General features: G+C 69.2%; 24 protein-coding genes. 6 read left to right on the top strand and 18 right to left on the bottom strand.

Going from position 1 to position 19,650, the window contains the following annotated elements; all coding sequences use genetic code 11:
• Positions 1–110 precede the first annotated feature (110 nt).
• Positions 111–740, top strand: a complete 630-nt coding sequence (locus tag IAE60_RS10575; RefSeq protein WP_187572208.1) for a hypothetical protein — start codon at positions 111–113, stop codon at positions 738–740.
• 6 nt (positions 741–746) lie between these two features.
• Here the strand turns inward: IAE60_RS10575 and IAE60_RS10570 are convergent, their stop codons facing one another.
• Both IAE60_RS10570 and IAE60_RS10565 read right to left on the bottom strand, forming a co-directional pair.
• Positions 747–1,001: a hypothetical protein gene (locus IAE60_RS10570; protein WP_185895784.1), complete on the bottom strand. Its 255-nt coding sequence runs from the start codon at positions 999–1,001 to the stop codon at positions 747–749.
• 83 nt (positions 1,002–1,084) lie between these two features.
• Positions 1,085–1,978 carry an alpha/beta hydrolase gene (locus IAE60_RS10565; protein WP_187572207.1) on the bottom strand — a complete coding sequence of 298 codons (894 nt, stop codon included), beginning with the start codon at positions 1,976–1,978 and terminating at the stop codon, positions 1,085–1,087.
• 111 nt (positions 1,979–2,089) lie between these two features.
• Between IAE60_RS10565 and IAE60_RS10560 the strand changes: the two genes are divergently transcribed.
• From IAE60_RS10560 to IAE60_RS10550, 3 genes are read left to right on the top strand one after another with little or no spacing between them, the layout of a single operon-like run.
• Complete coding sequence (locus IAE60_RS10560) at positions 2,090–2,566, top strand: helix-turn-helix transcriptional regulator (RefSeq protein WP_187574731.1); 477 nt, start codon at positions 2,090–2,092, stop codon at positions 2,564–2,566.
• Positions 2,563–2,982 carry a VOC family protein gene (locus IAE60_RS10555; RefSeq protein WP_187572206.1) on the top strand — a complete coding sequence of 140 codons (420 nt, stop codon included), beginning with the start codon at positions 2,563–2,565 and terminating at the stop codon, positions 2,980–2,982. Before IAE60_RS10560 ends, IAE60_RS10555 begins: the two co-directional genes overlap by 4 nt.
• Positions 2,979–3,215 carry a hypothetical protein gene (locus IAE60_RS10550; protein ID WP_187572205.1) on the top strand — a complete coding sequence of 79 codons (237 nt, stop codon included), beginning with the start codon at positions 2,979–2,981 and terminating at the stop codon, positions 3,213–3,215. The genes IAE60_RS10555 and IAE60_RS10550 overlap by 4 nt, the downstream gene beginning before the upstream one ends.
• A 29-nt stretch (positions 3,216–3,244) precedes the next feature.
• Here the strand turns inward: IAE60_RS10550 and IAE60_RS10545 are convergent, their stop codons facing one another.
• The 4 genes from IAE60_RS10545 to IAE60_RS10530 form a co-directional block, all read right to left on the bottom strand.
• Positions 3,245–3,463 carry a polyprenyl synthetase gene (locus IAE60_RS10545; RefSeq protein WP_187572204.1) on the bottom strand — a complete coding sequence of 73 codons (219 nt, stop codon included), beginning with the start codon at positions 3,461–3,463 and terminating at the stop codon, positions 3,245–3,247.
• 92 nt (positions 3,464–3,555) lie between these two features.
• Positions 3,556–4,281: a hypothetical protein gene (locus IAE60_RS10540; RefSeq protein WP_425504471.1), complete on the bottom strand. Its 726-nt coding sequence runs from the start codon at positions 4,279–4,281 to the stop codon at positions 3,556–3,558.
• 112 nt (positions 4,282–4,393) lie between these two features.
• Positions 4,394–4,669 carry a hypothetical protein gene (locus IAE60_RS10535; protein WP_162110210.1) on the bottom strand — a complete coding sequence of 92 codons (276 nt, stop codon included), beginning with the start codon at positions 4,667–4,669 and terminating at the stop codon, positions 4,394–4,396.
• Positions 4,670–4,978: 309 nt separating this feature from the next.
• Positions 4,979–5,623, bottom strand: coding sequence for a hypothetical protein (locus IAE60_RS10530; RefSeq protein WP_187572202.1), 645 nt, complete (start codon positions 5,621–5,623; stop codon positions 4,979–4,981).
• A 186-nt stretch (positions 5,624–5,809) separates the two neighbouring features.
• Here IAE60_RS10530 and IAE60_RS10525 point away from each other — a divergent pair, with 186 nt between their 5' ends.
• Both IAE60_RS10525 and IAE60_RS10520 read left to right on the top strand, forming a co-directional pair.
• Positions 5,810–6,097: a hypothetical protein gene (locus IAE60_RS10525; RefSeq protein WP_185895777.1), complete on the top strand. Its 288-nt coding sequence runs from the start codon at positions 5,810–5,812 to the stop codon at positions 6,095–6,097.
• A 6-nt stretch (positions 6,098–6,103) separates the two neighbouring features.
• On the top strand, positions 6,104–7,099 hold the full coding sequence (locus tag IAE60_RS10520; RefSeq protein ID WP_187572201.1) for a DNA topoisomerase IB: 996 nt from the start codon (positions 6,104–6,106) through the stop codon (positions 7,097–7,099).
• On the opposite strand, the gene ligD is transcribed toward IAE60_RS10520, so the two are convergent.
• The 12 genes from ligD to fabD all read right to left on the bottom strand — a co-directional run bounded on the left by ligD (position 7,094) and on the right by fabD (position 19,490).
• Positions 7,094–9,661 (bottom strand): DNA ligase D, encoded by a 2,568-nt coding sequence (gene ligD / locus IAE60_RS10515; RefSeq protein WP_187572200.1) that lies wholly within the window; start codon positions 9,659–9,661, stop codon positions 7,094–7,096. The genes IAE60_RS10520 and ligD overlap by 6 nt on opposite strands.
• A 76-nt stretch (positions 9,662–9,737) precedes the next feature.
• Positions 9,738–10,364 carry a GIY-YIG nuclease family protein gene (locus tag IAE60_RS10510; RefSeq protein ID WP_187572199.1) on the bottom strand — a complete coding sequence of 209 codons (627 nt, stop codon included), beginning with the start codon at positions 10,362–10,364 and terminating at the stop codon, positions 9,738–9,740.
• A gap of 3 nt (positions 10,365–10,367) precedes the next feature.
• Complete coding sequence (gene ku, locus IAE60_RS10505; RefSeq protein WP_187572198.1) at positions 10,368–11,288, bottom strand: non-homologous end joining protein Ku; 921 nt, start codon at positions 11,286–11,288, stop codon at positions 10,368–10,370.
• Positions 11,289–11,382: 94 nt separating this feature from the next.
• Entirely contained in the window at positions 11,383–11,736 is a 354-nt protein-coding gene (locus tag IAE60_RS10500) for a PilZ domain-containing protein (protein WP_187572197.1), read from the bottom strand.
• A 22-nt stretch (positions 11,737–11,758) separates the two neighbouring features.
• On the bottom strand, positions 11,759–12,736 hold the full coding sequence (locus IAE60_RS10495; protein ID WP_162110217.1) for a DNA polymerase III subunit delta': 978 nt from the start codon (positions 12,734–12,736) through the stop codon (positions 11,759–11,761).
• Entirely contained in the window at positions 12,733–13,395 is a 663-nt protein-coding gene (gene tmk / locus IAE60_RS10490) for a dTMP kinase (RefSeq protein WP_162110218.1), read from the bottom strand. Before tmk ends, IAE60_RS10495 begins: the two co-directional genes overlap by 4 nt.
• Complete coding sequence (gene mltG / locus IAE60_RS10485; RefSeq protein WP_187572196.1) at positions 13,392–14,459, bottom strand: endolytic transglycosylase MltG; 1,068 nt, start codon at positions 14,457–14,459, stop codon at positions 13,392–13,394. The genes tmk and mltG overlap by 4 nt, the downstream gene beginning before the upstream one ends.
• A gap of 68 nt (positions 14,460–14,527) precedes the next feature.
• A complete protein-coding gene (locus IAE60_RS10480; protein WP_187572195.1) occupies positions 14,528–15,889 on the bottom strand; it encodes an aminodeoxychorismate synthase component I in 1,362 nt (453 codons plus the stop codon).
• 114 nt (positions 15,890–16,003) lie between these two features.
• Positions 16,004–17,212, bottom strand: coding sequence for a beta-ketoacyl-ACP synthase II (fabF, locus tag IAE60_RS10475; RefSeq protein ID WP_244966722.1), 1,209 nt, complete (start codon positions 17,210–17,212; stop codon positions 16,004–16,006).
• Between the two features lie 143 nt (positions 17,213–17,355).
• On the bottom strand, positions 17,356–17,595 hold the full coding sequence (gene acpP, locus IAE60_RS10470) for an acyl carrier protein (protein ID WP_014161144.1): 240 nt from the start codon (positions 17,593–17,595) through the stop codon (positions 17,356–17,358).
• Between the two features lie 142 nt (positions 17,596–17,737).
• Complete coding sequence (gene fabG / locus IAE60_RS10465) at positions 17,738–18,481, bottom strand: 3-oxoacyl-ACP reductase FabG (protein ID WP_187572193.1); 744 nt, start codon at positions 18,479–18,481, stop codon at positions 17,738–17,740.
• A gap of 64 nt (positions 18,482–18,545) precedes the next feature.
• Positions 18,546–19,490 carry an ACP S-malonyltransferase gene (fabD, locus tag IAE60_RS10460; protein WP_187572192.1) on the bottom strand — a complete coding sequence of 315 codons (945 nt, stop codon included), beginning with the start codon at positions 19,488–19,490 and terminating at the stop codon, positions 18,546–18,548.
• Between the last annotated feature and the right edge of the window lie 160 nt (positions 19,491–19,650).

The following is a 19,650-nucleotide window of genomic DNA, read 5'->3' as shown; positions in this document are numbered from 1 at the left end:
GTACGTGCTTCCATGCCGTGAAAGAACGCGGAGACCGTGCGGATGAGGCCAATGTGAGTCTTGCGGGCGCCCATCGCCTACCATGGCCCCCCTTTGTTCCGGATGTACCCATGCTCCGCTGGCTGATCCTGAGCCTGCTGCTCATTCCGCTTTTCGATGCGCGCGCGGCCGGCGACGAAGCCGCCGTGCGCGCCACCTTCGCGGCGTACAAGGCGGCCGTGCTGGCGCAGCAGGGCGAGCGCGCCGCCGACAACGTCACCACCGGTACGCTGCGCGAGTACGCGCGCTACCGCGAACTGGCCCTCTCTGCGCCGCGTGCCGCGCTGGAAGCGTTGCCCATGACCGAGCGCCTGCAGGTGCTGATCATCCGTGCCCGCGTACCTGCCGCCGATCTGCGCGCGATGGACGGACGCCGGGTGTTCACCCATGCGGTGGATCGTGGCTGGATCGGCCGCGAAGGCGTGGAGCGCAGCGAGCTGGGCACCGTGCAGGTGGACGGCGACCGCGCGGCGGCGCGGCTGAAGATCGGCGCCACCGAGCTGCCGGTCGATTTCGAGTTCGAGCGCGAACCGGGCGGCTGGCGTTTCAACCTCATCCCGCTGACCACCATGAGCGAGGACGTGTTCAAGCAACTGGCCCGGCAGAACGGCGTCAGCGAGAACGAGATGGTGATGACGCTGCTGCGGGGCTTGTCGGAAGCCCCGGTGGACGAGCGCCTGTGGGACCCGCCGACACCGTAGTACAGGTCAGCGCCGCGCGAACACCTCGGGCGGCGCGCGTACCGGGCTGCGATGCGCGGACAGCTCGCCCACCAGCCCCAGCTGCGCGGAGAAATCCGCCAGCCGCGCCCACACATAGGGCTGCAGGTCGTCGGGAGCGGTGTCGTACACCTGCCGCCACAGCCGGTCCATGAACACACGCGGCTCCTCGCGCAGCGCTCCGCGTTCGATGCGCTCCCCGGCGGCGGCCAGTACGGCCCGGATGTCGGCCAACGTGTCCATGCGCGCAGGGTAAGGGCCGTGCATGCCGGTTGTGTTACACGAGGCCCGACCGTCCGACGATCGGCGCCAAACCGTGAACGCGGTTACGGTCCCGGCTTTCCGCGCGGCGTCACGCCAGCCAGTTCGAACAGCCAGCGCATCGCACGCCGGTAGGCCTCGCCGATGGTGGCGGCGTGCGTGCCGCCTTCGATCTCGATCAGCGCCACCTGCCAGGGCGCCGGCGGCTGCGCGGACCAGGCACTGGCCCACTCGCGTGCGATCCGCCGGCGCGCGGCGGTATCGCGGGTGCCGCTGACCACCGCCACCCGCAGGTCCTGGCGGGCATGGGCCGAGGCCGGCGCGAACAGCTGCTCCCGCGCCGGGCCCTGCGCCGGATTGCTGGCGATGCGTCCCCAGAACAGGTCCGGCGCCTCGCGCGCCGACCACAGCACGAAGTAACCGCCACGCGACTGCCCCAGCAGGATGCGCCGTGCGGGTTCGGCGGCGTAGCGGCGCTCCACTTCGGGCACCAGCCGGTCGCGCAGGAAGGCCAGGAAGCCCGGCGCTCCACCCTGCTCCGGAGTGGCGTCCGGCCCGGGCGCAGTGAAGTCGGTATTGCGCCGGTTGACGGCCGGGTCGAAGCCGCCGTAGGCGATGCCGACGATGATCGCTTCGGGCAACTGCTCGTCGTAATGCAGGAACAGGTGCGTCGGCGCCAGCAGCGGGAACAGGCTGTCCCCGTCCAGGACGTACACCACCGGGTAGCGCGTCGGCGCGGCGGCGTCGTAGCCCTCGGGGTAGCGCACGAAGATGTGGTGCACGCGCCCAGAACCGCGGTCCGTCAGCGGGAAATAGTCGCCCTTCAGCGCTGGCAGGTGCGCCAGCGGGCCCTGCACGCCCGCACCGTCCGAGACGGCAGGCACGGGCGGCGCCGCCCACGCCGCCGGCATCACGACGGCCAGCAGCCACACCAGGAGAAACCTCGTGCGAAGGATCATGCCGAATACCTCATCGATGCCGGGCCGGCGGGCCCGGCCATTATCGCCATCCTGGGTCGGCGGGGCGGACGCGGCACAATGGCCGCCCGTACCCGCGAAGCGTCCTCCACGGTGAAACCCCGCCCTGACCTGCTGCGCCGGCTGCTGCGCGCGAAGGACCGCATGGATGCCGCTCCCGACCAGGACTGGCCCATTCCGCGGCTGGCCGAGCTCAGCGCGGTTTCGCCGGCGCATTTCGCCCGCGGCTTCAAGCAGGCCTTCGGACTGCCACCGCACCGCTACCTGCTGACGCGACGCATCGAGCGCGCCACCGCCCTGCTGCGCGACACCGATGCGCCCGTCATCGACATCGCGCTGCAGACCGGCTGGCGCAGCATCGGCACCTTCGGCCGCATCTTCCTCGACATCACCGGCGAAAGCCCGGGCGAATGCCGCCTGCGTGCGCGCAACGCCCTGGACACCCGCGGAGGCATGCCCGAGTGCGTGGTGCGCGCGGTGGAACGTCCGGACCTGAAGAGCGCAGTTCTGGAGAAGCGTCGGCGGGCGGGCGCGACTAAGGTGGCTGCCCCGACCGAGGAGGCTCCATGAGCGAAGGCATCGAGGTAATAGGCATCTATGTGCGCGACCAGGACGAGGCGCTGGCGTTCTACGTGGACAGGCTGGGCTTCCGCGTCCATGCGGACGTGCGCAACGGCGACTATCGCTGGCTGACGGTGCAGCATCCGGAACAACCGACCCTGCAGCTGGGCCTGTTCCGGCCCGGCCCGCCGGTGCACGACGCCGCCACCGCCGATGCCTTGCACGGACTGGTGGCGAAGGGCGCCATGCCACCCCTGGTGCTGCAGGTGAAGGACTGTCGTGCGGCGTACGAGTCGCTGAGCGCGAAGGGCGTGGAATTCGTCCAGGAACCCATCAGCCGCTATGGCCAGGTCGACGCCGGCTTCCGTGACCCGTCCGGCAACGGCTGGAAGATGATCGAACGCCAGCGCAAGGAGACGGCATGAGCCTCGCGCGCTTCTCCCGGCAGAGCCACCGCGGGCTCTCGATCGTGTTCACGCTGACGGTCGCGCTGAACTTCGCCTGGCGCGCGGCCGCACACGACGAGCCGCCGGCGTGGGTAACGTACGCGCCGCTGCCACCGCTGTTCCTGCAGCTGTTCACCGGCCTGTACCTGTTCGCCCTGCCTTACCTGCGGCAGCGGGATGCCACCGGCGCGGATCGGCGACAGGCTTCATAAGGCTCCCCGTCCGCAGGTCGCGCCGCCGCTCATTTCTTCATGGCGGCCACGATCTCGGACACCCCGAGCCCGAGTTCGAGCTGCAGGCGCACGTACTCCCGTTCCTTGCGCGACAGCGGGCGCCCGATTTCGATGCGTACGTCCTCAGCTTCCAGGATGCGCAGGATCCTCGGCAAGGCCGAGCCGATGGCGTCAGGCCCGTAACCCGCTTCCCGCAGGGCGGCGCTGAGGATGGCTTCGGTATCCATGTGTGATCCAGGTCGAATGAGGGAGCGCATTGTGCGCCCCGACGGCCGGATCAGGTGAATTTACCGCCAAAGGCGTTACGCCGACGCGCTCTTCAGCGGCGCGCGGACCGTGCGCGTCTTCCCTTGCTGCTCTGCGCGGTGGCGCGACTGCGCACGAACTCCGGGAAGGTGTCCGCCAATGAGTCCTTGTCCGGCAGGATGTAGAACACCCCGCCCCGCTCGAACGTCGGGCGGATGACCTGCTCGTAGAACTCGGGGGCGACGTTGATGCAGCCGTGGGTGACGCGGTTGTCGTCCGGCGAAGGCGAGGCCAGACGCTCGACGCGCCTCTCGGCCGGGACGCCGGTCGCCGTCGGGTGGATGGAGACTGCGGAATCGTAATCCACCCACAGCACGCGACCCGCATCGATCGACGGGCCATAACCGCCCACGAAGCGACCGGCAGGCGTCGTCCGATCCCGGCCCGGAATCTCGCGAAGCGCGAGGCCGCTGATGCCCGGGGCCGTGTGATCGCCGATCGCCGAGCCGAAGAGACCGGGCGCCGCACCGCGGAGGCGTCCATCGCCGCCGAACACCAGGATCTGCGCAGCGGCCTTGTCGATGACCGCGAACGGGAAACCTTCGCTGTCCTTGGCGGCGACCACCCAACCGGCGAGCTCGATCACCGTCTCGGACACGTCCTGTTCGGGCGGAAGCAGGTCGACTGACGCGACGGAGGATGCGGTGCTCTCTTCGGCGCGCACCACATCGCTGCTCGCGAAAGCCAGCGCCAGCAGCAGTGCGCCACAGGCGCTCCGGATCGCAGAGTGCATGAACATGCGGATGGGACGGTTCCTCGAAACGAAAAGTGGGCAAAGCAGAGAAACCGGTGACCACAAGAGGTCACCGGATCCCGGGTTGAAACCGTTCGTCACAACGTGGCGAGACCGATCAACCGCGCGGCACGCGGCGCGGTGCTTCCTCGAGCTGCCGGACGCGGCTTTCCATCTGGTCCAGACGCTGGTTGGCCTGCTGCGCGGACTGGTTGGCGGATTCGGCACTCTGCGCAGCGCCCTGCACCTTGGTGTCGAGCTGGTCGAGGCGCGAGTTGATGGTGGCGAACTCGTCGTCGTAGGTGGCGCAGCCGGCAAGGCCCACGCCCGCGACGATCGCCACGCCGAGCACACGCGCCATCGCCAGGTGTTTCTTCTTGTTGGTCGTAAACATTCCAATCCTCCTTCGTCTTGGGGCCCCGGAATATAGCGGCCTTTTCAGCGGTAGCCGCAAGTCCACTTCAGCTTAGGTTGGAGTACGTAGACACGCCGTGAAGATCGCAGCGGCGAGCCTCGCGGCGCTTGTTCGGAAGAATCCATCGTTTTGTTGAACCCGTTCGCAGTCGCGCCAGGCTGCGCCTCACAATCCTTGCGTGCGTGCAGGAGATTGCGACACGAAAGCCGAGATCGCGTGACGGCCCTATGCGGCGTGTTCTTTTCTTGTGGAAGCGGGCGCAGGCGGCGTCGAGCGCGCGAACGTGTCTCAACACCCCATCGGCGGCAGGAACGATACCGTCGATACCACCACCCATCTGCCCTTCCGCAGCACCTCCACCCGCACCCGCACCGTGCTGATCGCCACGAACGGGAGCACCGTGCCCAGCGCATCGCCCTGGCCGATGCGTGGAATCCAGTCATCTGCCTGCGACGGGTCGCCCTGAGCGGTGGCGTGCGCGCGTACCGCCTGCTCCAGCTCCGCCTGGGTGTAGGGCGGAAAGCATGCGCGCTGCTCGGCCGACGGCGTCGGCAGGACGAACGAGACCGCATCCACCGCCTCCGCCGCTTCCCAGCCGGAGACGCAGTGCTTCCAGCCGGTCAGGTCCAGGTGCGGCCCTTCCGCGCTCAGGCCCAGGCTGGTTTCGTACTGCACGCGCACGCGCCAGGTTTCACCCGGCTGCGCGGGCTGCAATTGCAGGGTGGCGCCATACACCTCGTCGCCCAGCTCCAGCGGGACCGTCATCAGCGGTGGCACCGGCCCTTCATGCCGCCACCCCGAGAACGATGTGTCGGCGCCCGCATGCGGCAGTACACGCAGGCCGACCAGCGCCTGCGTGTGTGCCCGCAACGACACGCACAGCAACATCAGGCACAGCAGGACACTCAGCTGCCATCGTGCGATTCCGTGCATCCCCTTCATCCTTGTTCCCCACAAGAAGCAGTAGCCGGTTCGGATGGTAGCGCGATGCGCGACGATGTCGGACGCCATGCCGTGCCTGAACACCATCGGACGCGGCGGCATCGGCTTCACGAAAGCGTGACCCGGCCACGCCTAAGTTCGGGGCGGACACATACGCGCCACGCGCAGAGGAACACCATGACCATGATCAGACTGCGGGCCACCGGTCCGCGTACCGGATTCGATGCCCTGCTGGCCGACCTGCACGGCATGGAGGGCGTGGAGCGGGCCGAGGAACTGGCCGACCTCATGCCGCACATGGACGATGAGGATTCCAGTTCCGCCGGCCTGATGGACGACCGCGGCGGCGACGTGCGCGCCCTGGAGATCGAAGTGCTGTCGCCGCACGCGGACCGGGTCCGCGAGGCCGCCGCCGACATCGCAGGCCAGTACGGCCTGGTACTGGAATTCGTGGACGACTTCTGAGGCGCGATGGCCGGGCTGCTGCATACCTCGGATGCGATGCCCGGCCTGCGACGGCAGCGACGCGGGCGCGGTTTCGTGTACCTGGACGCGCGTGGGCGCCCCGTGCGCGCGCCGGCCACGCTGGCGCGCATCCGTCGCCTGGCCATTCCGCCGGCCTATACCGACGTGTGGATCTGCGCGCAGGCCAACGGACACCTGCAGGCCACCGGCCGCGACGCGCGCGGCCGCAAGCAGTACCGCTACCATCGCGACTGGCATGCCGAACGCGGCGCACGCAAGTACGACCGCCTGCTCGCCTTCGCCGACGCCCTGCCCCGCCTGCGCCGACGCGTCCGCGCCGACCTGGCACTGCCAGGGTTTCCGCGCGGCAAGGTCGTGGCGCTGGTGGTGGCCCTGCTGGGACAGACCCTGCTGCGCGTGGGTAACGCCAGCTACCAGAAGGCCAACGGCTCCTACGGCATCACCACGCTGCGCAACGTGCATGCGCGCTTCATCGCAGGCAGCGAAGTGCGCTTCGCCTTCCGCGGCAAGGGCGGCAAGACGCTGGAAGCGCGCGTCGACGATGCACGCCTGGTGCGGCTGGTGCGCCGCTGCCGGCAACTGCCCGGCCAGGCGCTGTTCCAGTACCGCGATGGCGACACCGTGCAACGCATCGGCTCCGGTGACGTCAACGCCTACCTGCAGGAGGTGTTGGGCGGCCCGTTCACCGCGAAGGATTTCCGTACCTGGGGTGCCACGCTGTTCGCCTTCCGCACACTGGCGACGATGGAGGTGCCCGAGGCGGAAGCGGCCCGTCGGCAGGTCCGCATGCAGGTCCTGCGCGACACCGCCGCCATCCTCGGCAACACCCCGCGCATCTGCGAGCGCTGCTACGTGGACCCGCGCGTGTTCGAAGGCTGGGAAGACGGCCGCTTGCAGCGCGTGGCGGCGAATGCGCGTGGCCCCCGGCAATGGGAACAGGCGGCGACCCGCTTCCTCAAGCGCACGCGCCGCGGATCATGAGTGCTTGCGACGCCGCTTTTCTGGCACGGGTTGCTCCTCCAGTGCGGAGAGCGCCTCGCTGACCGATGCCAGGTCCTGCCTGCGCCGGCCATAGTCGCCCCACGGATGCGCCCGCAGCCGGCCCATGCGGCGCGGCGTGCTGGTCAACGTATAGGCATCGCCACCCTTGATGCGCCCCAGTTCTTCCCAGCGCAACGGCATGGCGACCGGTGCGCCTTCGCGCGCCCGCAGCGAAAAGGACGCCACGCTGGTGGCACCGCGCCCATTGCGCAGGTAGTCGATGAAGATCCTGCCCTTGCGGAACTTCTTGGTCGCGGTGGCCACATAGGCCAGCGGATCGGAGGCGGCCATCGCGTCGGCGAAGGCGTGTGCGAACGCCTTCACCTGCAGCCACGGGCACGGGGGCTTCAGCGGTACCACCAAGTGCAGGCCCTTGCCGCCCGAGGTGCGGACGAACGACGTGAGTCCCAGCGCACGCAGGCGTTTGCGCACCAGGCGCGCGGCCTCCACCACGCGCGGCCACGCCACCTCGGGGCCCGGGTCGAGATCGAAGACGATGCGGTCCGCCAGGTCCGGGGCGTCGGCCCGCGCACCCCAGGGATGGAATTCCAGCGCGTTGAACTGCACCAGTTCGAGCAGACCGGCCTCATCGCGCACCACCAGGTAATCCGCACGCGTGCCGCCCTCCTCTTCCAGCGGCACCGCCTCCACCCGATCCATGCCGGCCGTGTGATGCTTCTGGAAGAAGCACGGCCGCCCTGCGCCCTGCGGACATCGCACCACCGAGAGCGGGCGCCCGTCCAACTCGGGCAGCAGCCAGCGTGCCATCGCACGGTAGTAGTCGAACACCTGCTGCTTGGTGATGCCGCTATCCGGAAAGACCACGCGCCCGGGATGGGTCAGTTCGATCGTGGCGTTGGGGGCGTGCGTGCGCGTGGCAGGCATGGCGGTATCTCCGGCAGAGGGACGTGCTTCACGCAGGTCCGCCGGCCGCTTGTCATGGCGGAGGGTCTTCAGCGCGGGCTGGCGCAGCAGACCCTGATTGCCGCGGCCGTGATGGAACACCTCGGCGACCAGGCGCGGCACGACCCAGCGCGCGCGGCGCAGTTCGGGATCGTCCACGTCCACCTGGGCGGTGGGCGTAGCGCGCGCGCCCTTGGCCAGCTGCTTGGCCAAGGAATCGAGCAGCGCATCGCTCATGCCCGTGCCGACGCGCCCGGCATAACGCCAGCCGCGGGCGCCGTCGGGTGCGGCCAGCAGCAGTGCACCGAGCCCGGCGCGCCGACCCTTCGGCGCGGTGAAGCCCACCACGGCGAACTCGTCGGCATCGCGTTGCTTGATCTTCCGCCAGGCATCGCCGCGGCCGGCATGATAGGGCGCGTCGGCGCGCTTGGAGATGATGCCCTCCAGCCCCCTCTCGATCGCCATCTTCAATGCCTCCTCGCCACGGCCGACGATGTGCGAGCTGTAGACCAGGCGGTCCGGCGGCGACTTCAGGATTTCCGCCAGCAGCGCCTTGCGCTGGTACTGCGGGCTGCCAGACAGATCCACGCCATCGACCTGCAGGATGTCGAACAGAACATAGGACAGCGTGGCGTTCTTCTCGCCCGCCAGCGTGGCCTGCAACAGGCCGAAGTCCTCCTGCCGTCCCGCGCCGGCGACCAGTTCGCCGTCGAGCACCGCCTCGTCCAGATCGAGCGCTTCGAGCGCACTGACGATCTCCGGCGCCTGGCTGGTCCATTCGCGTTCGTTGCGCGACCACAGGCGCACGCGGCCGCGCCGGATTTCGGCGATCAGGCGGTAGCCGTCCCATTTCGCTTCGTGCAGCCAGTCGTCGCCGGCAGGCACCTCCTGCTGGAGCTTCGCCAGTTGCGGGGCGCGGAATCCCGGCTGCTTCGACGTGGCGCGCGCGCCATCGAGCCGGGCGGCGCGATGCGCCCAGCGCTCACGGGGCGCGGCGGTCTGCTTGGCGCGGGATGCTGCACGTGCACCGGCTTTCGCCGCTGCGCGCCTGCGCCGAGCGGGACGCATGCCCGGTGGCGGGGTGACGTCTTCGAGCAGATCGTCGGCCTCGCGCGGGCCGGCGAAAGCGTCGCGCTCCTTGAACAGCAACCACTGCGGCTGGCGCGCTGGCGCATGCGTGCGCACCAGGTGCCAGCCGCCCTTGAGCTTGTCGCCGAACATGCGGAAGCGCAGGTGCCCCTTCGCCAGCTGCGCCTCGGCATCGCCATCGGTGCTCCACAGGCCGCGGTCGAAGGTCGCGACGTGACCGCCGCCGTACTGCCCTTTCGGTATCTCGCCTTCAAACTGGGCGTAGTCGATGGGGTGGTCCTCGACTTCGGCGGCCAGACGTTTCACGTCGGGATCGAAGCTGGGGCCCTTCGGCACCGCCCAGCTCTTGAGCGTGTCGCCCACCTGCAGGCGGAAGTCGTAATGGCGCCGGCTGGCGTGGTGCAGCTGTACGACGAAGATGGGGCGCTTGCCGCGCCCGCGCGGTACGTCCGCGTCCGGCTCTGGGGTGCGGTCGAAACGGCGCTTGCGTCGGTATTCCTGCAGGCTCATGGAGGCTCCTCACCCCCCGTTATGACGTCACGGCCGTCAACAGCGCGTGCAAGTAGCGGCTGGGCCGCGCGCGGGGTCAGCCGGGCGACAAGCTGTTGCGTGCATGCCACGCACGCAGGGCCGGCGAAACGGCATCGTCCAGCGGCACGTCGAGCACCCGGTAGGCATCGAGCGCGTCGCGCAGCACGGCCCAGGGCGTCCCCGACCGTGCGAGCGGCCAGCCGTCCACGGGACCGTAGCGGGCGATGGCGGCCTGCTCGCCCGCGCCCAAGTGCTCGCTTTGCGCGGCCAGCCGCTCCGCCACCCAGCCCCGCAGCGGATGGACGGCGAAACCCGCGTCCTCGAGGGCAGTGCGTGCGGCGCGCAAGGCGGTTTCCGCGCCCCGGAACCATTCGGTCCGGCCCGCCGCACGCGCGGGCACGATGAGCGGCGGCGGCGCGGCGTGCAGGCGCAGATCGCGCTTCAGACGCGTCTCCCAGCTGCGGGCCTCGCGCACGCTGGCTGCCTCGGCCAGCCAGCCGCGGTCGAGGTCGAAGAACGCGTAGTAGCGCGGCGAGAACGCCTGCATGCGCCGCAGCGGATCGGTGGCGATGCCCAGCTTGGCGTGGTCTTCGTAGGCGCAGGGCAGCACGTACAGGAAGGCGCGTCCGCTGGCGCCGGTGCCGACGCCTTCCACCGGCACGACGCGGCGCCCGCCCGCCATGCCTCAGCGCGACGCGGCCTTGCGCGCCGCCTTCTTCGCGGGGGCCTTCTTCGCGGCCTTGGCCGCCTTGCGCGGCGCCTTCTTCGCGGGCGTCTTCTTCGCAGGCGTCTTCGCCGGCGTGCGCTTCTTGGTGTCCAGGCTCTTCTGCAGCAGCGCCATGAAATCGACCACGTTGGTGGCGGCGTCCTCGCGCTCGGGCGCGTCGTCGTCCGTGATCTTCGTGGTGGCGCCGCGGGCCTTGATGCGTTTCTTGATGATGGCTTCCAGCCGCTGGCGGAACTCGTCGTGATAGTCGTCCGGCGCCCACTTGGCCGACATCGAGCCGATCAGGCTCTCGGCCATCTCGCGCTCCTTGGCGTTGATGCGGTAGTCCGACGCCTTGCCGGCGGGCAACTTGTATTCGTCCGGTTCCACCAGTTCCTGCGGATAGCGCAGCATCATCAGGACCAGTGCATCACCCTCTGGGACCACCGCGCACAGGTATTCGCGGGTGCGGATCACTACCCGCGCCACGCCCACCTTGCCGGTGCTGGCCAGGGTGTCGCGCAGCAGCACATAGCCCTTCTCGGCCTTCTTGCCGGGCACCAGGATGTAGGGCTTTTCGTAGAAGCGGATGCCGATGTCGTCGCGGTCGACGAAGGCCTCCACCTCCACCGACTCGTGCGTCTGCGGGGCGGCCGACGCAATGTCGTCTTTCTCCACCACCACGTAACTGCCCTTGTCGTACTCGAACGCCTTGACGATGTCCTTCCAAGGGACTTCCTCGCCGGTCTCGGCGTTCACGCGTTCGAAGCGGATGGGCTTCCTGTCCCGCGAGTCCAGCATGCGGAAGCTGATGTCGACCTTGCGCTCGCCGGACATCAGCGACACGGGGATGTTGAGCAGACCGAACGACAGGGTACCGGTCCAGATGGGGCGCGCCATGGAATGCCTGCCACGGGGAACGAGGCCTGCATGCTGGCCAGCCAGGACGAAAGCCTGCGTGAAAGCGGGTGTCCGCGCGCGACGCGGACGCGCCTCACATGGTGTGCGTGGGCTTCTCGCCGCTGAGGCTGCCGGCCAGCAGGGTCTCGATGCGGTTCTTGATCGCTTCGCCTTCGCTGGTCTCGGCGAACTGCACGCCGATGCCGGCCGCGCGGTTGCCCTGGGCACCCGCAGGCGTCACCCAGACCACCTTGCCGGCCACCGGCAGGCGGTCGCTGGACTCGGGCAGCGTGAGCAGCAGGAAGACCTCGTCGCCGAGGAAGTAGCGCTTGGGCGTGGGCACGAAGATGCCGCCGCCCTTCACGAACGGCATGTAGGCGTTGTACAGCGCGGCCTTGTCCTTCACTGCCAGTGACAGGATGCCCTGCCGTCCACCTGCTGCATTCATTCCCCGTCTCCGTGCGTGTCGGTCAGCCGCGCCGCGCGCCGACGGCGCGCCCGCGGTCGCTGCCGGCCCACGCCAGCAGCAGTTCCACCATGGCCAGGTCGGCGCGCACCGTGGTCCGCAACAGGTCGCGGGTGCGATTGGCGGCGTCGAACCAGGTGGCCAGCTTGTTCAATCGCGCCGGATCGGTCAAGCCGATGCGGCCCGCCTGCTCCAGCGCGAGATCGGCGGCATGGCGCAGGCGCGCATCGGCCAGTTCATCGTTGGCCCAGCGCTGCGCGGTCTCCACCACGCCGATCTCGCCCTGCTCCAGCCGCTTGAGGTCCCGCGCGACGGCTTCGCGCAGGGCCAGGCCATCGTGGCGCAGCCAGTCGTCCGCCAGGCCGGGATGGCCGCGCGCGGCGTCCAGGGCGCGCTGGGCGTCGGCTTCGGCATGGCCCTGCGCCCGCAGCCAGGCGAGGGCCTCATCGTGCGGGGGCAGGCGGAACTCGATGCGCTGGCAGCGGCTGCGGATCGTCGCCGGCAGGCGTGCGGGTTGCGCGCTGACCAGCCACAGGTAGCGGCCCGGGGCAGGCTCCTCGAGCGTCTTCAGCAGTGCGTTGCAGGCCGCTCGGTTGATGGCGTCGGCGGGATCGAGGATCGCCACCTGCGCCTGGCCGTATTGCGGTGTCAGCGCCAGCTTCTGCGCGACCTCGCGCACCTGGTCGATGACGATCTCAGTGCGCAGCTTGCTGCCGTCCTTGGTGGGCGCGAACGACACCACCTGCAGGTCGGGATGGGTGCCGGCCTCGATCAGGTGCGCACTGCGGTCGTTCGGCGCGGGTTCGCCCCGTGCATCGCGCTGCTGCGCCAGCACGCGGCGCGCCAGGCGGTCCACCACCGCGCGCTTGCCCAACCCCGCAGGGCCACAGACCAGCAGGCCGTGGCCGAGGCGGCCGGCCTCCAGCGCCGCGACCGCATGATCGTACGCACGCTGCTGCCAGGGGGAGAACGCCGTGCTCATGCCAGGTCGCTGTCCGTCAGCGTACGCAGATAGGCGGTGATGGCCGCTTCCACCGCGGCCGCGACGCCTGCCGGCGGCTGCGCCGCATCGATCACGCGGAAGCGTTGCGGCTCGGCAGCGGCGCGCGCGCGGAAGCCGGCGCGCACGCGCTCGAAGAAGTCGTCCTGCTCGCTCTCGATCCGGTCCGGCCACAGGTCGCGGCCGGCGGTGCGCGCTCGGCCTTCGCGCACGTCCAGGTCGAGCAGCAGGGTCAGCCCCGGCTTCACGCCCACGGCGCGGCGCTCGAGGGCGGCGATCCACTCGGGGTCCAGGCCGCGGCCCGCGCCCTGGTAGGCATAGCTGGAATCGGTGAAACGGTCGCTGACGACGAACGCGCCGCGACGCAGCGCAGGGCGCACCACTTCGCGCACGTGCTGCGCGCGCGAGGCGAACATCAGCAGCAGCTCGGTCTCCGGCGCCAGCGCTTCGTCCTGCGGATTGAGCAGCAACTCGCGGATGCGCTCGGCCAGCGGCGTGCCGCCGGGTTCGCGCGTCAGCACCACCTCGTGGCCGGCCGCCTGCAGGCGGTCGCGGATGGCCGCGATGGCGCTGGTCTTGCCGGCGCCCTCGCCGCCTTCCAGCGTGACCAGGCGCGGCTGGGTCAGCACGGCCTCGCTCATGGCGCTTCCGCCTTGCGCAGGGTCTCGCGGCGGGTGACCAGGTAGCGCGCGACGGCGGCGTTGTGCTCGGCGAGCGTGGCCGAAAAGATGTGCCGGCCGCTGCCGTCGCCGACGGCGACGAAATACAGCGCATCGCCGTCGGCCGGATTCACTGCCGCCCGCAGCGCATCCGCGCCGGGCATGGCGATCGGCGTGGGCGTCAGCCCCTTGCGGGTATACGTGTTGTAAGGCGTGTCGGTGGTCAGGTCGCGGCGGCGGATGTTGCCGTCGTAGCCGCTGCCGATGCCGTAGATGACGGTGGGATCGGTCTGCAGCGGCATACCGATCTTCAGCCGGCGCGCGAACACGCCGGCGATGGCGGGACGTTCCTCGGCGATGCCGGTTTCCTTCTCGATGATCGAGGCGAGGATCAGCGCCTCCTCCGCCGACTGCAGCGGGATGCCGGGCGCTCGCGCTTCCCAGGCCGCGGCCAGTGCCTTCTCCATGGCGGCGTAGGCACGCTTGAGCACGTCCAGGTCGGACTCGCTGCGCGTATAGACGTAGGTCTCGGGCAGGAAGCGTCCCTCCGGATGCTGGCCGGGATGGCCCAGCGCGGCCATCAGTTCGGCATCGCTCATCTGCGCGGTCTTCTGCTGCAGGGGCGAGGCGTTGCGCAGCGCCGCGCGGACCTGGCGGATGTTCCAGCCCTCCACCAGCGTGAACCGGTACTGGAGCGTGCGGCCCTCCCGCATGCGCTGCAGCAGTTCGCGCGGGGTCAGCATGGGCGCCAGGGCGTACTCGCCGACCTTCAGCTGGCTGGCGGTGTTCGTCTGGCGCGCCAGCAGGCGCCACTGCAGGTCGGTGCCATGCGACACCCCACTCTCGCGCAGCTTGCGCAGGACCGTGGGGAAGGCATCGCCCGAGGCCACTTCCACCGTCGCACCGGCCGTCGTGCCGCCGATAGGCGCATCCGCGAAACCCCGATGCCCCTGCCACAGCCAGAGGCCGGCACCCACCGCCACGGCCAGCAGCAGGGCGAACAGGATGACGATGAAGCGGCAACCGCGCTTGAGAGCTGACGCCACGTAGTCCTCGGTGCTTGAAGCGGGCTGTGCAGGATACCCGGTCGCCGTCTCAGGCTGTAGGCGCGGGGTCAGCCTTCCAGCGCCTTCAGCACGCCACGGGCCTTGGCGCGGGTCTCGTCCAGCTCCTTTTCCGGGACCGAATCGGCGACGATGCCGGCCCCGGTGCGGAAGCGGGCCACGCTGCCGGTTCCCTCGGCGAGGACTTCGGCACTGCGGATCAGGATGTTCAGGTCCAGATCGCCGTCGCGGTTGAGCCAGCCGAACGCGCCGGTGTAGGCGCCGCGTGGGACCTGTTCCAGTTCCGCGATGATCTGCATGCAGCGCACCTTCGGGCAGCCGGTGATGGTGCCCCCGGGGAAGGTGGCACGGATCACGTCGCCGGCCGTCGCATCCGCACGCAGGTGACCGCGCACGTTGCTGACGATGTGGTGCACGTGCGCGTAGCTCTCCACCGTCATCAGCTCGTCCACCTGCACGCTGCCCGGGGTGCAGACGCGGCCCAGGTCGTTGCGTTCCAGGTCGATCAGCATGACGTGTTCGGCGCGTTCCTTCGGGTGGCCGACGAGTTCGCGGATGCGTGCCGCGTCGTCGTCGCCCTCGAAGCGCGGGCGGGTGCCGGCGATCGGGCGCGTCTCCACCACCTCGCCACGCACCGAGACCAGCCTCTCGGGCGATGAACTCACCACCGTCCAGCCCGGCGTGGCGAACAGGCCTGCGAACGGCGCGGGATTGGCGGTGCGCAGGCGGGCGTACAGCGCGGCCGGATCCAGTTCCGCCTCGAAGCGCGCATGCCAGGCGCGCGAGAGATTGACCTGGAAGATGTCGCCGGCACGGAGGTAATCGAGGATGCGCTGCACACCTTCGGTGAAGCGCTCCGGCGCGTCCTCGTCGATGCGTGACGGCGGCTGCCACATGGGGAGGTCCGGCTGTCGCGTCGCTACTGCCACGTCGGCCACCGTGCGTGCGATCAGGTCGCCCTGCCCCGCTTCCGCCACGATCACGCAATCGCCGGTGCTGCGATCGCGCAGTACGGCGGCGGGACAGCGCAGTGCGAGGGCGACGGGGTGCGCCGCGGCACCACGGGGCAATTGCAGCACCGGCTCCACCTGCTGCGCCAGCTCATACGCCAGCAGCAAGGCCCAGCCGCCTCGGAACGGCCAGCGTGGCTCCTCGCGCGGCGTGCGCTCGGCCAGCCAGTGCCGATCGAGCGCGGCAAGGAAGTCGCCGGTCTCCGCGTTGCCCTGCAGATCGCGCGTGATGCCGTCAGCATCCAGCCGCAGCCCTGTGCCATCGGCCACCAGCAGGAAGTCCCAACGGCCCTGGGCGGTGCCCGACGCGACCGATTCCAGCAGCACCGGATAGCGCTGCGGATCGAGGCGATGCAGGTCCAGCAGGTCGGTGTCCGACGGAAGAGCGCGCGTTTCGATCATGGCTTCGTCATCCCGGCGAAAGCCGGGACCCAGTGCCTTGTCCTGCGGTTGAAGCGTAAGACGCTGGGCCGCGGCTTTCGCCGGGGTGACGTCGTCGATTTTTCCGGCACCGCTTCAGATCCGCCTGAACACCAGCGTGCCGTTGGTGCCGCCGAAGCCGAAACCGTTCGACATCGCCACGTCGATCTTCTTCTCGCGCGCCGTATGCGGCACGTAGTCCAGGTCGCAGCCTTCGCCCGGCTCGTCCAGGTTGATGGTCGGCGGGATGATGCCGTGGTGGATGGCCAGCACGGAGAAGATGGCTTCCGCGCCGCCCGCCGCACCCAGCAGGTGGCCGGTCATCGACTTGGTGGAGCTGACCATGATCTTATACGCGTGGTCGCCCAGCGCGCGCTTCATGGCCAGCGTTTCGGCCAGGTCGCCCAGCGGCGTGGAGGTGCCGTGCGCGTTGAGGTATTCCACCTGGTCGACATTCAGGCCGGCGTCCTTCAGCGCCGACAGCATGCAGCGCGACGGGCCTTCGCCGTTTTCGCTGGGCGCGGTCATGTGGAAGGCGTCCTGCGAGGCGCCGAAGCCCGCCAGCTCGCAATAGATGCGGGCGCCACGCGCCTTGGCGTGTTCGTATTCCTCCAGCACCAGGATGCCGGCGCCGTCGCCCAGCACGAAGCCGTCGCGGTCCTTGTCCCACGGACGCGACGCGCGTGCAGGATCGTCGTTGCGGGTGGACATGGCCTTCATCGCGCAGAAACCGCCCACCGAGGTCGGCGACGAACCGCGCTCGGCACCGCCGGCGACCATCACGTCGGCATCGCCGTACTGGATGGTGCGCATGGCGATGCCGATGGAGTGGTTCGACGTGGCGCACGCCGAGACCGCCGAATAACCGGGACCTTTCAGGCCCTTCATGATGCTCAGGTGGCCCGGCAGCATGTTGATGATGGTGCTGGGGATGTAGAACGGGGAAATCTTGCGCGGGCCTCCTTCGTGCAGCTTCACCGCGGTTTCCTCGATGCCGAGGATGCCACCGATGCCCGCGCCGATGATGGCGCCGATGCGCTCGGCATTGGCCTCCGTCACCTCCAGCCCGGCGTCTTCCATCGCCATCAGCGACGCGGCCAGGCCGTAATGGATGAAGGAGTCCATCTTCTTCACGTCCTTCGGCGGCACAAAGGCGGTCGGGTCGAAAGCGCGGATCTCGCCCGCGATCTTCGTGCTGTAGCCCTCGGTGTCGAAGGTGGTGATCGGGCCCAGGCCCGAACGCCCGTTGACGATGCCGTCCCAGCTGGTGGCCATGTCATTGCCCAGGGGGGACACCAGGCCCATGCCGGTGATGACGACGCGACGACGCTGGCTCATATCGGATTCCTCATGACTCTTGGCGGCCGCGCCCTACGCGGGCGCATGGGGGCCGGATACGCGCGGGGCCGCATGCGCGGCCCCGACACGGTTTGCTGCAGACGCCGGACTTACGCCTTGACGTGCGCCTTGACGTAGTCGATGGCCTGCTGCACCGAAGTGATCTTCTCGGCTTCCTCGTCCGGAATTTCGCATTCGAACTCTTCTTCCAGCGCCATCACCAGTTCAACGGTGTCCAGCGAGTCGGCGCCCAGATCATCGACGAACGATGCGCTGGTGGTGACTTCCTCTTCCTTCACGCCGAGTTGTTCGACGACGATTTTCTTGACGCGTTCTTCGATGCTGCTCATGGATTCGCTCCAGACGGAGATGGGTGACTTGTTGGATTCTGCCGACGCCGGGCGAAGGCAAACCGGGGATAGTGTAGTGGAAACCGGGGACGCCGGGCAGGTATCGCCAAACGCCGCCCAATCAACCACTTACAGCTAATTCTTACGGCATGTACATGCCGCCGTTGACGTGCAGGGTCTCGCCGGTGATGTAGCCGGCCGCCGGACCCGCAAGGAAGGCTACCGCGTGGGCGATGTCGGAAGGCTCGCCGAGGCGGCCCAGCGCGATCTGCTCGCCGAGCGCCTTCTTGGTCTCTTCCGGCAGGTCCTTGGTCATGTCGGTGGCGATGAAGCCGGGAGCGACCACGTTGACGGTCACGCCGCGGCTGCCGATTTCCTTGGCCAGCGACTTGGAGAACGCGATGATACCGGCCTTGGCCGCGGCGTAGTTCGCCTGGCCCGCGTTGCCGGTCACGCCGATAACCGAGGCGATGTTGATGATGCGGCCCTTGCGCGCCTTCATCATGCCGCGCATCACCGCCTTGGACGTACGGTAGACGCTGGTGAGGTTGGTGTCGAGGATGGCCTGCCAGTCCTCGTCCTTCATGCGCATCAGCAGGTTGTCGCGGGTGATGCCCGCATTGTTGACCAGGATGGAGATGGCGCCGAATTCCTTGGCGATGGCGTCGATCAGCGCATCCACCGCGGCCGCGTCGGTCACGTCGAGCTGGCGGCCATGGCCGCCCATGCCCGCCATGCGTTCGCCGATGGCCTGCGCACCGGACGCCGTGGTCGCGGTGCCGATGACGGTTGCACCCTGTGCCGCCAGCTCATCGGCGATGGCGGCGCCGATGCCGCGGCTGGCGCCGGTGACCAGCGCGATTTCACCCTGCAGGGGCTTGCTCATGATGATGACCTCGGAATGTTCCGCGCGTGGCGGCTCGGGATAAGGGAAGCGGACGCGGCGTACGTCAGGCCTGCCAGTCGGCAAGTGCGCCCTGGAAGTCGCCGACGCCGCCGATGGCTCGCGCATCCAGGCCCTTGTCGATGCGCTTGACCAGACCCGCGAGCACCTTGCCGGGGCCGCATTCGGCGATACGCGTGGCACCGTGCGAGGCCAGCACCTGTACGCATTCGGTCCAGCGCACCGGCAGGTACAGCTGGCGCACCAGCGCGTCGCGGATCGCGTCCACGCCATCGTGCACCTTCGCATCGACGTTCTGCACCACAGGCAGCGACGGCGCCTGCCATGACAGGCCCGCCATCACCTCGGCGAGTCGATTCGCCGCTTCCCGCATCAGCGGCGTATGCGACGGCACGCTGACGGCCAGTTTCACCACCTTGCGGATGCCACGCTCGGTGAGCAGTGCGATGGCGCGCTCGACCGCTTCGCTGTCGCCGCCGATCACGATCTGGCCGGGCGAGTTGTAGTTTGCCGGTACGACCACCTTGCTGTCGGAGGCCAGGGTGCACACCTCGGTCACCAGCGCATCCTCGGCGCCCAGCACGGCCGCCATCGCGCCGACGCCCGTCGGTGCGGCGTCCTGCATCAGCTGCCCGCGCAGGCGCACCAGGTGCGCGCCATCCTTCAGCGAGAGCGCACCCGCGGCGACCAGTGCGGTGTACTCGCCCAGGCTGTGCCCGGCCAGCAGCGCCGGCGCGGGTCCGCCCTGCTGCTGCCATGCACGCCAAACGGCGATGCCGGCGGCCAGCAGCGCAGGCTGGGTGTATTCGGTGCGGTTGAGCATTTCCTCGGGGCCGCCCTGCGACAGCGCCCACAAGTCCACACCCGCGCCGTCGGAGGCTTCGGCGAACGTCTCGCGCACGATCGGATGCAGCTCGGACAGTTCGGCCAACATGCCGACGGACTGCGAACCCTGGCCCGGAAACACGAAAGCGAGATGCGTGGAAGTCACTCGGACACCCTGCGTGAAAACAGGCCGCGATGATACGGGCGAACCTGCCGGATTGTCTGTACCGGGGCGTATTGCGCACCCGCCTGCGGCAAGGCGTCGCACGCCATGACATGCACAGCGCGAACGCACGATGAGGTTGCCGGAAACGCGAAAGGCGACG

Origin of the sequence: Pseudoxanthomonas mexicana (genome assembly GCF_014397415.1) — a bacterium.
GTDB lineage: Bacteria > Pseudomonadota > Gammaproteobacteria > Xanthomonadales > Xanthomonadaceae > Pseudoxanthomonas_A > Pseudoxanthomonas_A mexicana.
Note: the sequence above shows the minus strand (reverse complement) of the source record. Positions and strands in the feature narration are given on the sequence as shown.

Excerpts from the sequence above, each read along its gene's own strand:
- IAE60_RS10575 (WP_187572208.1), top strand. The coding sequence starts at position 111 with ATGCTCCGCTGGCTGATCCTGAGCCTGCTGCTCATTCCGCTTTTCGAT.
- IAE60_RS10570 (WP_185895784.1), bottom strand. The coding sequence starts at position 1,001 with ATGGACACGTTGGCCGACATCCGGGCCGTACTGGCCGCCGCCGGGGAG.
- IAE60_RS10565 (WP_187572207.1), bottom strand. The coding sequence starts at position 1,978 with ATGATCCTTCGCACGAGGTTTCTCCTGGTGTGGCTGCTGGCCGTCGTG.
- IAE60_RS10555 (WP_187572206.1), top strand. The coding sequence starts at position 2,563 with ATGAGCGAAGGCATCGAGGTAATAGGCATCTATGTGCGCGACCAGGAC.
- IAE60_RS10550 (WP_187572205.1), top strand. The coding sequence starts at position 2,979 with ATGAGCCTCGCGCGCTTCTCCCGGCAGAGCCACCGCGGGCTCTCGATC.
- IAE60_RS10545 (WP_187572204.1), bottom strand. The coding sequence starts at position 3,463 with ATGGATACCGAAGCCATCCTCAGCGCCGCCCTGCGGGAAGCGGGTTAC.
- IAE60_RS10540 (WP_425504471.1), bottom strand. The coding sequence starts at position 4,281 with ATGTTCATGCACTCTGCGATCCGGAGCGCCTGTGGCGCACTGCTGCTG.
- IAE60_RS10535 (WP_162110210.1), bottom strand. The coding sequence starts at position 4,669 with ATGTTTACGACCAACAAGAAGAAACACCTGGCGATGGCGCGTGTGCTC.
- IAE60_RS10530 (WP_187572202.1), bottom strand. The coding sequence starts at position 5,623 with ATGCACGGAATCGCACGATGGCAGCTGAGTGTCCTGCTGTGCCTGATG.
- IAE60_RS10525 (WP_185895777.1), top strand. The coding sequence starts at position 5,810 with ATGACCATGATCAGACTGCGGGCCACCGGTCCGCGTACCGGATTCGAT.
- IAE60_RS10520 (WP_187572201.1), top strand. The coding sequence starts at position 6,104 with ATGGCCGGGCTGCTGCATACCTCGGATGCGATGCCCGGCCTGCGACGG.
- ligD (WP_187572200.1), bottom strand. The coding sequence starts at position 9,661 with ATGAGCCTGCAGGAATACCGACGCAAGCGCCGTTTCGACCGCACCCCA.
- IAE60_RS10510 (WP_187572199.1), bottom strand. The coding sequence starts at position 10,364 with ATGGCGGGCGGGCGCCGCGTCGTGCCGGTGGAAGGCGTCGGCACCGGC.
- ku (WP_187572198.1), bottom strand. The coding sequence starts at position 11,288 with ATGGCGCGCCCCATCTGGACCGGTACCCTGTCGTTCGGTCTGCTCAAC.
- IAE60_RS10500 (WP_187572197.1), bottom strand. The coding sequence starts at position 11,736 with ATGAATGCAGCAGGTGGACGGCAGGGCATCCTGTCACTGGCAGTGAAG.
- IAE60_RS10495 (WP_162110217.1), bottom strand. The coding sequence starts at position 12,736 with ATGAGCACGGCGTTCTCCCCCTGGCAGCAGCGTGCGTACGATCATGCG.
- tmk (WP_162110218.1), bottom strand. The coding sequence starts at position 13,395 with ATGAGCGAGGCCGTGCTGACCCAGCCGCGCCTGGTCACGCTGGAAGGC.
- IAE60_RS10480 (WP_187572195.1), bottom strand. The coding sequence starts at position 15,889 with ATGATCGAAACGCGCGCTCTTCCGTCGGACACCGACCTGCTGGACCTG.
- fabF (WP_244966722.1), bottom strand. The coding sequence starts at position 17,212 with ATGGGCCTGGTGTCCCCCCTGGGCAATGACATGGCCACCAGCTGGGAC.
- acpP (WP_014161144.1), bottom strand. The coding sequence starts at position 17,595 with ATGAGCAGCATCGAAGAACGCGTCAAGAAAATCGTCGTCGAACAACTC.
- fabG (WP_187572193.1), bottom strand. The coding sequence starts at position 18,481 with ATGAGCAAGCCCCTGCAGGGTGAAATCGCGCTGGTCACCGGCGCCAGC.